This window comes from Streptomyces sp. NRRL S-31, from assembly GCF_000718775.1.
Lineage (GTDB): Bacteria > Actinomycetota > Actinomycetes > Streptomycetales > Streptomycetaceae > Streptomyces.
The window spans coordinates 108,811-121,922 of the sequence record NZ_JOCB01000001.1 but is presented as its reverse complement, the minus strand read 5'-3'; the positions used below and the strand labels follow the sequence as shown (position 1 = coordinate 121,922).

10 protein-coding genes are annotated in these 13,112 nt (G+C 71.9%); 9 read left to right on the top strand and 1 reads right to left on the bottom strand.

Annotated features, from left to right (window positions below):
• The first annotated feature begins 136 nt into the window (after positions 1-136).
• The 5 genes from IF37_RS0100525 (at position 137) to IF37_RS0100500 (ending at position 5,522) form a co-directional block, all read left to right on the top strand.
• The gene (locus IF37_RS0100525) at positions 137-550 is read left to right on the top strand and encodes a hypothetical protein (protein WP_030734253.1); all 414 of its coding nucleotides are present in this window, start codon (positions 137-139) and stop codon (positions 548-550) included.
• A gap of 445 nt (positions 551-995) precedes the next feature.
• A complete protein-coding gene (gene kdpF / locus IF37_RS41145; protein WP_037855298.1) occupies positions 996-1,085 on the top strand; it encodes a K(+)-transporting ATPase subunit F in 90 nt (29 codons plus the stop codon).
• An 8-nt stretch (positions 1,086-1,093) separates the two neighbouring features.
• On the top strand, positions 1,094-2,755 hold the full coding sequence (kdpA, locus tag IF37_RS0100510) for a potassium-transporting ATPase subunit KdpA (RefSeq protein ID WP_030734251.1): 1,662 nt from the start codon (positions 1,094-1,096) through the stop codon (positions 2,753-2,755).
• Positions 2,755-4,884 carry a potassium-transporting ATPase subunit KdpB gene (kdpB, locus tag IF37_RS0100505; RefSeq protein ID WP_030734247.1) on the top strand — a complete coding sequence of 710 codons (2,130 nt, stop codon included), beginning with the start codon at positions 2,755-2,757 and terminating at the stop codon, positions 4,882-4,884. Before kdpA ends, kdpB begins: the two co-directional genes overlap by 1 nt.
• Positions 4,885-4,889: 5 nt before the next feature.
• Entirely contained in the window at positions 4,890-5,522 is a 633-nt protein-coding gene (locus tag IF37_RS0100500; RefSeq protein WP_030734243.1) for a potassium-transporting ATPase subunit C, read from the top strand.
• A gap of 226 nt (positions 5,523-5,748) precedes the next feature.
• Here IF37_RS0100500 and IF37_RS0100495 read toward each other — a convergent pair whose 3' ends face one another.
• The gene (locus tag IF37_RS0100495; RefSeq protein WP_030734241.1) at positions 5,749-6,315 is read right to left on the bottom strand and encodes a universal stress protein; all 567 of its coding nucleotides are present in this window, start codon (positions 6,313-6,315) and stop codon (positions 5,749-5,751) included.
• Between the two features lie 275 nt (positions 6,316-6,590).
• Between IF37_RS0100495 and IF37_RS0100490 the strand changes: the two genes are divergently transcribed.
• The 4 genes from IF37_RS0100490 (at position 6,591) to IF37_RS0100475 (ending at position 13,108) form a co-directional block, all read left to right on the top strand.
• Positions 6,591-6,926 carry an SAV_915 family protein gene (locus tag IF37_RS0100490; RefSeq protein WP_030734237.1) on the top strand — a complete coding sequence of 112 codons (336 nt, stop codon included), beginning with the start codon at positions 6,591-6,593 and terminating at the stop codon, positions 6,924-6,926.
• 15 nt (positions 6,927-6,941) lie between these two features.
• Positions 6,942-8,270 (top strand): diaminopimelate decarboxylase, encoded by a 1,329-nt coding sequence (gene lysA / locus IF37_RS0100485; protein WP_030734235.1) that lies wholly within the window; start codon positions 6,942-6,944, stop codon positions 8,268-8,270.
• A 220-nt stretch (positions 8,271-8,490) separates the two neighbouring features.
• Positions 8,491-8,856 (top strand): hypothetical protein, encoded by a 366-nt coding sequence (locus IF37_RS0100480; protein ID WP_030734231.1) that lies wholly within the window; start codon positions 8,491-8,493, stop codon positions 8,854-8,856.
• Positions 8,846-13,108, top strand: a complete 4,263-nt coding sequence (locus tag IF37_RS0100475; RefSeq protein WP_253915585.1) for a DUF6531 domain-containing protein — start codon at positions 8,846-8,848, stop codon at positions 13,106-13,108. Before IF37_RS0100480 ends, IF37_RS0100475 begins: the two co-directional genes overlap by 11 nt.
• The last annotated feature ends 4 nt before the right edge of the window (positions 13,109-13,112 follow it).

The following is a 13,112-nucleotide window of genomic DNA, read 5'->3' as shown; positions in this document are numbered from 1 at the left end:
GCTGACGAAGCGGATCTCCTCCGGGAGGCAGCCTAGAACCCCGCCGCTACGCACCGCGGACCCGGCAGCGGGTACCCAGACGCGGCTGAGTATGTCCGCTCTGGCCGGTGACCGGGCCCGGCGGCACGGTGGAGGAATGCGACGACGACTGACGAAACCCCTTCTCCGGACGCTGACGGTCCTCGCCCCGGCCGCGGTCGCGCTCGTGGCGTGGGCCGCGTGGCTGGGCTGGGACCAGCGGCGGGACGTGGCGCCGGACGGCACGACGACCGGCCCGTACGCGGCCTGGCAGGTGATCGGGCTGGTGCTGACCCTGCTGCCGCCGGTGTACTGGGCCACGGCCCGGCACCACGCCGTGAGCGCGGTGCTCGGCGTCCCGGCCGGTCTGGCGGCCGCCGCCTTCGTCGACTGGTCGGACGACTCCAGCGGCCTCTTCGTGATCGGCGTCGCACTGGTCCTGGCCGGCGGCCTCGCCGCGACCGCCGCCGCCTCCGCCGTGATCGGCGTAGCCGTGCGGGCCCGGGCGGGCGGGTCCCGGTCCGCCGCGTGAGCCCGCCGGCGTCGCTCTGCGGGCCCGGGTGGGCGGGTGTCCGGTTCGCCGTCTGAGCCCGCTGTTGTTGTCGTGCGGGCCTGGGCGGGCGGGCACCGGTGGACCGCCTGAGCCCGATGCCGTTGTCGTGCGGGCCCGGACAGGCCGGCACCGGTGGGCCGCCTGAGCCCGCCGGCGGTGCACCGGGGGTCCGGGCCGGTGGGTTTCGGCCCGCGCCTGAGCCCGCTGCCGTCCGGGCGCCGTAAAAGACCCGTCAAAGCCGCGCGCACGGCCGTATGAGAGCCGTCAACGGGTGACCGGATCCGGCCGCGGAGGAGTTTTCCTTCAAGCGTCCGTTTCCCCGCACCTCACCCCAGGAGTCCGCGATGGCCGATCTGGCCTTCGTCGTCACCGTGCTCGTGACTTTCGCGCTGGTGGCACTCGTCGCCAAGGGGGTGACGAAGCTGTGACCGCCGAGAACGTCGTCGGCCTGGTCGTGGCCGTCGCCCTGCTGGGCTATCTCGTCCTCGCCCTGATCCACCCGGAGAGGTTCTGAGAGCCGACATGGGTCCCGTACCAGCGGGCGTGCTCCAGCTGCTCGCCCTCATAGGCGCGCTGGCGCTCGTCTACATCCCCTTCGGCACCTACATGGCCCGGGTCTACTCCTCCGGCCGGCACCTGCGGGTGGAGCGGTGGATCTACCGGGGCATCGGTGCCGACCCGGACACCGAGATGACCTGGCCCGCCTATCTGCGCGGCATCCTGGCCTTCTCGGCGGCCGGTGTCCTCTTCCTCTACCTGCTCCAGCGGCTCCAGGGCGTGCTGCCCGGTTCGCTCGGCTTCTCCTCGGTCGGCCCGGCGCAGTCGTTCAACACGGCCGTGTCGTTCGTGACCAACACCAACTGGCAGTCGTACTACGGCGAACAGACCATGGGGCACGTCGTGCAGACCGCCGGTCTGGCCGTGCAGAACTTCGTCTCCGCCGCCGTCGGCATGGCCGTCGCCGTGGCGCTGGTGCGCGGCTTCGCCCGCTCCCGCACCGGGGAGCTGGGCAACTTCTGGGCCGACCTGGTGCGCGGCACGGTCCGTGTCCTGGTGCCGGTCGCGGCGGTCGCCGCCGTGGTGCTGGTCGCCTGCGGAGTGATCCAGAACTTCTCCGGCATCCACGAGGTCGGCCAGTTCATGGGCGGCAGCCGGCAGTGGAACGGCGGTGCGGTCGCCTCCCAGGAGGCCATCAAGGAGCTGGGCACGAACGGCGGCGGCTACTTCAACGCCAACAGCGCCCACCCGTTCGAGAACCCGACCCCGTTCACCAACCTCTTCGAGATCTTCCTGATCCTGGTCATCCCGTTCGCGCTGACCCGCACCTTCGGCGTGCTGGTCGGCAGCGTCCGGCAGGGCTACGCGATCCTCGCCACGATGGCCGGGATCTGGCTGGGCTTCACCGCGCTGATGATGTGGGCCGAGTTCGCCCACCACGGCCCGGCGCTCCAGGCGGCGGGCGGCGCGATGGAGGGCAAGGAGGTCCGGTTCGGGGTCGGCGGCTCGTCGATCTTCGCCGTGGCCACGACGCTCACCTCGACCGGCGCGGTGGACTCCTTCCACTCCTCCTTCACCGGCCTCGGCGGCGGCATCACCATGCTCGGCATGATGCTGGGCGAGATCGCGCCCGGCGGCACCGGCTCCGGCCTCTACGGCATGCTGATCATGGCGGTCATCGCGGTGTTCATCGCCGGTCTGATGGTCGGCCGCACGCCCGAGTACCTGGGCAAGAAGATCGGCGCCCGGGAGATGAAGCTCGCCGCCTGCTACATCCTGGTCACCCCGGCACTGGTGCTGGTCTTCACCGCGGCCTCCATGGCGCTGCCGACCCCGCCGCACTCGATGCTCAACCCCGGCGCGCACGGCTTCTCCGAGGTGCTGTACGCCTTCACCTCCGCGTCGAACAACAACGGCTCGGCCTTCGCCGGCCTGAACGCCGACACCGACTGGTTCAACACCACGACCGGGCTGGCGATGCTGCTCGGCCGCTTCCTGCCCATGGTCTTCGTCCTGGCGCTGGCCGGCTCGCTCGCCGGACAGCGGCCGGTGCCGGTCACCGCGGGCACCCTGCGCACGGAGAAGCCCCTCTTCGCCGGCCTGCTGGTCGGCGCGATCCTGATCATCACCGGTCTCACCTACTTCCCGGCCCTGGCGCTGGGCCCGCTCGCCGAAGGACTGGCGTGATGACCACCCCCCTGAAGAAGCACGAGGACTCCATGTCCACACCCACCCTCGCGCCCCACCAGGACGCGCCGGCCGGGCACACACCCGACGAGGGCCGTGTCGGAGCGGGCCTCTTCGACCCCGGGCAGCTGGTCAGGTCCCTGCCGGACGCGATCCGCAAGCTCGATCCGCGGGTGATGGTCAAGTCCCCCGTGATGTTCGTGGTGTGGGTCGGGTCCGTACTCACCACCGTCTTCTCCGTCACCGACCCCGGCGACTGGTTCGGCTGGACGATCAGCGCCTGGCTGTGGCTGACCGTGATCTTCGCCAACCTGGCGGAGGCGGTCGCCGAGGGCCGCGGCAAGGCCCAGGCGGACACCCTGCGCCAGGCCAAGACCGGCACCGTCGCGCGCCGGCTGCTGCCGGGCGGCGCCGAGGAACGGGTCCCCGGGACCGAGCTGACCATCGACGACCTGGTGGTCTGCGAGACCGGTGACGTCATACCCGGCGACGGCGACGTCATCGAGGGCGTCGCCTCGGTGGACGAGTCGGCCATCACCGGCGAGTCCGCGCCGGTGATCCGCGAGTCCGGGGGCGACCGCAGCGCCGTCACGGGCGGCACCCGGGTCCTGTCCGACCGGATCGTCGTCCGCATCACGACGAAGCCCGGCGAGACCTTCATCGACCGGATGATCGGCCTGGTCGAGGGCGCGGCCCGGCAGAAGACGCCGAACGAGATCGCGCTGAACATCCTGCTGGCCTCGCTGACCGTCGTGTTCCTGCTGGCCTGCGCCACGCTGCCGCCGCTCGCGGACTACGCGGGCACCCACCTGACCATGGTGGTGCTGGTCGCGCTGCTGGTCTGCCTGATCCCGACCACCATCGGCGCCCTGCTGTCCGCGATCGGCATCGCCGGCATGGACCGCCTGGTGCAGCGCAACGTGCTGGCGATGTCGGGCCGCGCGGTCGAGGCCGCCGGCGACGTCTCCACACTGCTGCTGGACAAGACCGGCACCATCACCCTGGGCAACCGCCGGGCCGCCGAGTTCGTGCCGGTGAGCGGCACCACCGAGGCCGAGGTCGCCGACGCGGCCCAGCTCTCCTCGCTGGCCGACGAGACGCCCGAGGGCCGCTCCGTGGTCATCCTCGCCAAGGACAGGTACGGACTGCGGGAACGCCACCGGGGCGAACTGGCGCACGCCGAGTGGATCGACTTCACCGCCCAGACCCGGATGTCGGGCGTGGACGTCGACGGCCGCAGGGTCCGCAAGGGCGCCACGGCCTCGGTCGTCGCCTGGGTGGAGGAGCGGGGCGGCACGGTGGCGCCGGACGCCCAGGAGCTGACCGACCGGATCTCGGCGGCGGGCGGCACCCCGCTGCTGGTCGCGGTGGAGGACACCGACGGCGCCCGGGTCCTGGGCGTCATCCACCTCAAGGACGTCGTCAAGGACGGCATGCGGGAGCGGTTCGAGGAACTGCGCCGCATGGGCATCCGGACGGTCATGATCACGGGGGACAACCCGCTGACCGCGAAGGCGATCGCGGCGGAGGCGGGCGTGGACGACTTCCTCGCCGAGGCCACCCCCGAGGACAAGATGGCCCTGATCAAGCGGGAGCAGGCGGGCGGCAAGCTGGTCGCGATGACCGGTGACGGCACCAACGACGCGCCCGCGCTCGCCCAGGCGGACGTCGGCGTGGCGATGAACACCGGCACGTCGGCCGCCAAGGAGGCCGGCAACATGGTCGACCTCGACTCCGACCCGACCAAGCTGATCGAGATCGTGGAGATCGGCAAGCAGCTCCTCATCACCCGGGGCGCCCTGACGACGTTCTCCATCGCCAACGACGTCGCCAAGTACTTCGCGATCATCCCGGCGCTGTTCGCCGCGGTCTACCCGGGCCTGGACAAGCTGAACATCATGCGCCTGTCCTCGCCCGACTCCGCGATCCTCTCGGCCGTCGTCTTCAACGCGCTGATCATCGTCGCGCTGGTGCCGCTGTCCCTGAAGGGCGTGCGGTACAAGCCGGTCAGCGCCGACCGGATGCTCCGGCGCAACCTCTGCGTCTACGGCGTCGGCGGCCTGATCGCGCCCTTCGTCGGCATCAAGATCATCGACCTGCTCATCTCGCTGATCCCCGGGATCGGATGAAGGACATGAACAACTCCCTCGCTAACACCATCCGGTTGCTCGGCGCGGGCCTGCGGGCGCTGCTCGTGCTGACCGTGCTGACCGGCGTCGTCTACCCGCTCGCCGTCACCGGAGTGGCACAGGCGCTCTTCCGCGACCGGGCCGACGGCTCCGAGATCCGGGCCGACGGCAAGGTCGTCGGCTCCTTGCTGATCGGCCAGCAGGGCTACGGCCCGCGCTACTTCCAGTCCCGCCCGGCCGACGGCCTCGGCACCAACAGCCGCAACACGCGGTACGAGCTGACCCTGTCGGGCGCGACCAACCTGGCCGCCGACAACGAACGGCTCGTGCGCTCCGTCGAACAGGCGAAGGCCCGGGTGGTCAAGGAGAACACGGTCCCCGGCTACACCGTACGGCCGTCCGACGTCCCCGCCGACGCCGTCACCTCCTCCGGCTCCGGCCTGGACCCGGCCATCTCCCCCGAGTACGCCGCCCTCCAGGTGCACCGCGTCGCCGCCCGCAACGACCTGCCGGTCGCCCGGGTGGAGAAGCTGGTCGAGGAGCACACCCAGGGCCGCACGCTCGGCTTCATCGGCGAGCCCCGGGTGAACGTCCTGCAACTCAACATCGCGCTGAAGGAGCTCGCGTCCGGCGAGTGAGATCCGCGCGTCCGGCGGTGGGGCCGGCGGTACCGGGAGACAGTCCGGTACCGCCGGTTGTCGTATGGGGGACGGACGAGGTCCGGTTCCCCCGCGGCCACGGCCGACGAGCCGGCTCGCGCGCGGGGAAGGCGGGACGGACGGAACGGGCGGGACAGGCGGGGCGCACACCCCCACGCCGCGCTCAGGCACCAGGCACCAGGCACTAGCCATCAGGCATCAGGCATCAGGCGTCAGGCGGCGCGGTATCGAACTCGTGCTCCAGATGCCCGGTGTCCAGCCGCAGCCGCAGGGCGTTGCGCCGGTGCAGGGCCGTCAGCGCCGCCGCGAGCGGGGACGGCGGCACCGCGAGGACCGGACAGCCGGCGTGGGCCAGGCAGTAGCGGCCCACCGACGGCCACAGCGCCCGCCGCAGCCGCCCCCGCCCGCCGGCGCCGAGCACCAGCAGGTCGCCGTCCCGGTCCGCGGTCCGTACCAACGCCGGCCCGGGAGCGCCCCGTACGACGAGCGCCTGCCCCGGAACCCCGGTGTCCGGGCGGCCGAACACCTCGCCCAGCGCGTCGCGCAGCCGCTGCGCCGCCAGCAGCTCCCACTCCCCGGTCGGCACGGCCGCGACCGGCGGCCTGCGGGCGGTGAGCCCCGTGTCGGGCGGCTCCCAGGCCAGTACCGGCCACAGCTCCGCCCCGCGGCTTCGGGCCTCGCCGGCGGCGCGGGCCAGGGCGGTGAGACTGCCCGGGGAGCCACTCACGCCGACGACGACGCGCGGCAGGGGGGACGGACGGGACTCGGACATCTGATCCTCCTCGGAACGTCCTCCATCTCACCGCGGACCGGCGCCTCCAAACAGCGCTCGCGCCCGTTCCTGTCGCCCTCCTGACGACCCGTCCGCACCGTGCCCGCCGGGTCCGTCAGCATCCCGTCAAGGTCCGCCGGATCACCGTCAGCGTCCCGTCAGGGAGCGTCCGGCACCCGGCGGCACCGGGCATACCGTCGGGGCGAGCCCCGGTCCGCCTCCCCGCGTCCGGGGCCACCCCGAACCCACGCGCCCCGCCTTCCAGGAGGCACCCCATGGCACGACTCAGCCGCGACGACGACCCCGAACCCTCCGATCGGTTCCCGGCCGGACCCCTGTACGTCCCGGTCCAGCCGGGCCCCTCCGGGTGCGCGGCCCGGCTCTTCCGCACCCCGCTCGGCGACCGCACGGCGGTCGGCTTCACCTCCGAACGCCGGCTCACCGCCACCCTCGGCCCCGGCCAGGCGTGGATCCGGCTCGCCGGGCCCGCGCTGCGCGCCCTGGCCGCACCGCTCGGGGTCACCACCGTGACGGTGGACCCGCTGTTCACCGCCCCGCCCGCGACCCCCCTCCCCGCCCCGGTCCCCGTCCCCGCCCTCCGGGCCGCCTGAGAGGGGCCGACCACGATGACCACGGTCCACGAACCCGCCACCACCCCGGCCGACCTGTCGGTGTGGCCCGCCTCCACCACCGAACACCGCCCCGGTGACCTCGCGGTGGGCGGCGTACCCCTCACCGAGATCGCCGACCGCTTCGGCACCCCCGCCTACGTCCTGGACGAGGCCGAGGTCCGCGACCGTTGCCGTACCTACCGGGACGCCTTCCCCGACGCCGAGGTCCTCTACGCGGCCAAGGCGTTCCTGTGCCGGGCGATGGCCCACTGGGTGGACGAGGAGGGGCTCGGCCTCGACGTCTGCTCCGCGGGCGAACTCGAACTCGCCGTCACCACCGGCTTCCCGCCCGAGCGGATCGTGCTGCACGGCAACGCCAAGTCCCCGCACGACCTGGACACCGCCCTGCGGCTGGGCGTCGGCCGGATCGTCATCGACAGCCCCGCCGAGATCGCCCGGCTGGCCGCCGCCGTCGGTCCGGGCGGACACCAGAAGGTCATGGTCCGGGTGGTGCCCGGCATCAGCGCGGGCGGCCACGAGAAGATCCGCACCGGCACCGACGACCAGAAGTTCGGCCTCTCCCTCACCGACGGCCACGCCCAGCACGCCATCGCGCGCATCCTGGACCAGCCGCAGCTGGAACTCACCGGCCTGCACTGCCACCTGGGCTCGCAGATCACCAGCGTCAAGCCGTACCTCGTCGCCGTACGCCGCCTGGTCGGCCTGATGAGCCGGCTGCACGAACAGCACGGCCTGGTCCTGCCCGAACTCGACCTCGGCGGCGGCCATGGCATCGCCTACCGCCCCGGCGAGGAGTCCCTGGACCTGACCGCGCTGGCCCGCCGGGTCCGCGCCGGACTCGCCGACGCCTGCGCCACGGCCGGACTCCCGGTCCCGCGCCTGATCATCGAGCCGGGCCGGGCCGTCGTGGGCCCGGCGGGCGTCGCCCTGTACCGCGTGCTGTCCGTGAAACACACGGGCGGCCACGTCTTCGTCGCCGTGGACGGCGGCATGAGCGACAACCCGCGCCCGGCCCTGTACGGCGTCCGGTACGCCCCCCGGCTGACCGGCCGGCACAGCACCGCGGCCCCGGCCCGGACGACCGTGGTGGGCCGGCACTGCGAGGCCGGCGACATCCTCGCCGCCGACGTGGACCTCCCGGCCGACGTACGCCCCGGCGACCTGCTCGCCGTCCCCGTCGCCGGCGCCTACCACCTCTCCATGGCATCCGGCTACAACCTGGTCGGCCGCCCACCCGTCATCGCCGTACACGACGACTCCGCCCGCCTCCTGGTCCGCCGCGAGTCCCTGGCGGACATCCGACGCCGGGACGTGGGCCTGTGACCGGCGACCGGTACGGCGGCAGGGGACGGGCCGGGCCCTCAGGCCGAAGGCCGCTTTCGTCTTCGTCTTCGCCTCCGGGACCTCTCACCTCGCCCGCATTCGCCGGGCGAGTGTTCCCACCACCGGCACATTGCCCGTGCCTGCCGTCGGCATGACCCTTTCTTGACCTGCCTCCCCTAGGGTCGGCACCCGCACCTGCGAACCGGGGGAGACGACAGCGATGGGCGAGGGCAAGGTGCCCGGCAAGGTACTGGACATCAAGACCGCCGACATCAAGGCGGCGGCACCGGCCTTCCACCAGGGAGCCATCGATCTGGGCAAGGCGCTGACCACGCTGATCCAGACGCTGGACGGCCTGGGCGAACCCTGGGGCCACGACGAGCAGGGTGACAAGTTCGGCAACGCCTACAAGCCGCAGCAGAAGAAGATCGAGAGCGCGGCGGGCATCCTGGTGCTCGGTCTGACGAGCATTCACGAGGCGATGGTGGACATGGCCGACGGGCACGTGGACAACGACCAGCTCATCGCCGGCATGTTCACGCGGGTGAAGACCGGCGAGCAGAGCGACGGTGCCGGTGAGCGTTGAGGACAAGGCCCGCCACATCCTGCTCAAGCTGGGCCTGTGGTGGCCGGAAGCCGACTCCGGCAAGCTGCGGGAGGCGGCGAAGGCCTGGCGTGCCTTCGCCGACGCGGTGGACGACGTCCGCGCTCCGGTGCACCGCAGCGCGTCGTCGATCATCCACAACAACACCGGCGAGTCGATCGAGGCGTTCGACAAGTTCTGGGGCCGCTACGCGAAGGAGCAGGACGGCGGCTGGCTGAGCGATCTCGCCAAGTCCTCGCGGGAGATGGCCAAGGCGCTGGACAAGTTCGCCGACGCCATCGACGACGCGATCAACAAGCTGTGGACGCAGATCGGCATCGACGCCGCCGTGATCGCGGGCGGGGTGACGCTCGCCTTCTTCACCGCGGGCCTCGCCTCCGGGGCGGCCGTCGCGGCGGCGGACGCGGTCATCGAGTTCGGTGCGACGATGGGCATCGCCGTCACCACGACGGTGGCCGAGATCGCCGCGGGCACCCTCGTCGCCGCCGCGTTCGGCGGTGTCGAATCGGTCGCCGTGGACCTCGCCGTGGCCCAGCCCCTGAAAATCGCGACCGGCCTCCAGCAGGGCCTCAGCCTGGACGAGGTGAACCAGGCCGCCAAGGACGGCATGATCTTCGGCGGCGCGCTGGGAGCGGGCGGCGGCCTGCTGAAGGCGAGCATGGAAGGCGGGCTGGCCGACACCACCCCCCTGTTGCTGCGCCCGCCGTCCCTCCGCCCCGACCTGGTCGAGCTGGGTCCGGCGGCTCGTAACGCCGAGCGCACCCCGTGTGTGGGCGAGCCGATCGACGTGGCGACCGGCGCCATGCTGATGACGCAGACGGACCTGACCCTGCCGGCCGCCCTGCCCTTCGTGTTCACCCGGACCCACCTCTCCTCTTACCGGGGCGGCGTCTGTTTCGGCCCGACCTGGGCCTCCACCCTGGACGAGTGCCTCCAGATCGACGGCGAGGGCGTCGTCTTCGCGGCGGCCGACGGCATGCGCCTGGTCTACCCGGTACCGGAACCCGGTGTTCCCACGATGCCGGCCAAGGGCGCCCGCTGGCCGCTGGAGTGGGACGGCAAACCGGACGGCGCGATGACGGTCACCGACCCCTCGACCGGCGTCACCCGGACCTTCGCCGCCCCTGTCCCCTCACCCACCTTCGGCGTCTTCCACCTCGCCCTCGACTCCTGGTCCGACCGCAACGGCAACCGCGTCGACATCGAACGCGACGACGACGGCATCCCCTTCGGCATCCACCACTCCGGCGGCTACTACGTCGCCGTCGACACCCAGGGCCCGCGCATCACGGCCCTGCGCCTCCTGGACGAGCCGCCCTCCCGCTACCACCCGAGCGCCGCGACCGACGAGGGCACGGTGGTGATGCGCTATGCCTACGACACCGCCGGCAACCTCACGGAGGTCATCAACTCCAGCGGCGAACCCCTCCGCCTCACCTACGACACCGACGGCCGCGTCACCCGCTGGACCGACCGCAACGGCACCTGGTTCTCCTACGTCTACGACGACCGCGGCCGGGTGCTGAGCACCGAGGGCGTCGACGGTATCCTCTCCGGCACCCTGACGTACGACGACACCGCCCGCACGACCACGTACACGGACTCCCAGGGCCACACCTCGGTCCACCGGTACAACGCCGAGGGCCAGGTGGTGGAGGAGACGGACCCGCTCGGGCACGTCACCCGCACGGAATGGGACGAGTACGGAGCCCAGCCACTGTCGGTGACCGACCCGCTGGGCCACACCACCCGGTACACCTACGACGACGTCGGCAACATCACCGAGCTCGCCCTGCCCGACGGTTCCTCGGCACGGGCCACCTACAACGCGATCGGACTGCCGACCGAGGTGATCGAGCCGGGCGGCGCGGTCTGGCGGCACGGCTACGACGAGCGGGGCAACCTGCTGACCACGGTGGACCCGCTCGGCGCCGAGACCCGGTACACGCACGACGACGCCGGCCGGCCGACGGCGATCACCGACGCCCTCGGCCACACCCGGACGGTGACCTACGACGCGGCAGGCCTGCCCGTCTCCCTCACGGACGCACTCGGCCACACGACGACGGTTCGCCGTGACACCTTCGGTCGCATCACCAAGGTGACCGACCCCCTCGGCAACAGTGTCAGTATGGGCTGGACGACCGAGGGCAAGCCGTCCTGGCGCGAACAGCCGGACGGCGCCCGCGAGTCGTGGACGTGGGACGCCGAGGGCAACCCCCTCGCGCATACCGACGCGGCGGGCAACACGACCCATCACACGGCAACCCACTTCGACGTACCCGCCACCCAGACCGAACCCGATGGCAGCCGCTACGAGTTCTCCTACGACAGTGAACTCCGGCTGACCGCGGTCACCAACCCCCAGGGCCGCACCTGGACGTACACCTACGACGAGGCCGGACGTCTGGTCGCCGAGACGGACTTCAACGGCCATGCGCTGACGTACACGCACGACGCGGCTGGACGGCTGGCCTCCCGTACCAACGGCGCCGGGGACACAGTGCGCTTCACACGGGACGCGGTGGGCCGGGCGGTGGAGCAGCGGGCCGGCGAGGAGGACGTCACGACGTTCTCCTACGGTCCCGACGGCGGCTTGGCGCAAGCCGCCAACGGCGACGCTGTGGTCGTCCTGGCACGGGACGCCCTCGGCCGCGTGATGTCCGAGACGGTGAACGGGCGTACGACCACGCACGGCTATGACGCCCTGGGACGCCGAACCCGGCGGACAACCCCCTCGGGATTGACCTCGGCCTGGACGTACGACGCGGCAGGGCGTCCGCTCGCCCTGCGCTCAACCAGTGGCACGCTGGACTTCGTCCACGACGCGGCGGGCCGTGAGACGGCGCGCCACATCGGTGCCGAGGTCACACTGACGCAGGCCTGGAGTGGGACGGGAAGACTGCTCGCGCAGACCCTGTCAACGGGAGTGGAAGCCACGGCCCACCGCCTCCTGCAGCACCGCACCTACGCCCACCGAGCCGACGGTTACATCACCGAGATCCGCGAGCTGACCTCGGGCACGCGCCGCTTCGACCTCGACACCAGCGGCCGGGTCACCGGCGTCCGAGCGCACGGCTGGAACGAGGACTACGCCTACGATGCGGCCGGAAACGTCATACGCGCCACCGCCCCCGGCCACGTCACCTCGGGCGACCGGGAGTTCGACGGCACCCTGGTCCGCTCGGCCGGCCGAACCTCGTACGCCTACGACGGGCACGGCCGTTTGATCCGCAGGACCCGCAGACTGCTGAACGGCCAAAGCCGCACATGGACCTACGTGTGGAACGCCGAGGACCGGCTGACGCGGGTCGTGGAACCGGACGGTGACTGCTGGCACTACGCCTACGACCCGCTCGGCCGCCGCGTCTCCAAGCAGCGCATGTCGAAGGACGGCACGGAATCCGACCGCACGGAATTCTCCTGGGACGACTCGGCCCTGGCCGAGCAGACCGTTCCGGACGGACGAGTCACCACCTGGGACTACGCGCCGGGCACCCATCGCCCGGTGGCCCAAACCGATCATTTGCCGCACGACACATCGGGCAACACCTCGTTCCTGACCCGACTGGCCGAGGAGTCGGATCGCGGATCCGCGCCCCGGTTGTATGCCGTGGTGACGGACTTCCTCGGCACCCCCATGGAACTGGTCTCCGGCGCGGGCGATCTCGTCTGGCAGCGTCGCACCACTCTCTGGGGCACCGGTTTCCCGCCCCCGGAGCCCGACACCGGCTCGGTCGACTGCCCGCTGCGCTTCCCGGGCCAGTACGCCGACGACGAGACCGGGCTGCACTACAACCTCCATCGTTACTACGACCCGGAGACAGCCCGGTACATCAGCCCGGACCCGCTGGGACTGGCACCCTCCAGTAATCCCCACGCCTACGTGGTCAACGCCCTCGGCTGGACGGACCCGCTGGGCCTGGCCCCCAAGTGCGGAATCGACCTGTCCAGCGCCACCCCGCACAGCGGCCGGTTCCCCAATTCCGCGAAGCCCGACGAGGTCCTGGTGCGCCGGAAGCATGACGGGAGCGTGACGGCCTACGCTGTGTACGACGATCAGGGACTGCCCATCAAGCGCGTCGACGTCGACCCGGACTCCAAGCCGCACGGCGGGGTGCCGGCACCCCACGTGCTGGAGACCACCAGGAACGTGAACCCTAAGACCGGCCAGACGTTCCTCACGTGGAAGAAGATGCCCAGGCCTGCTCGCCCCGACGAGCTCCCCCAGTGAGTGC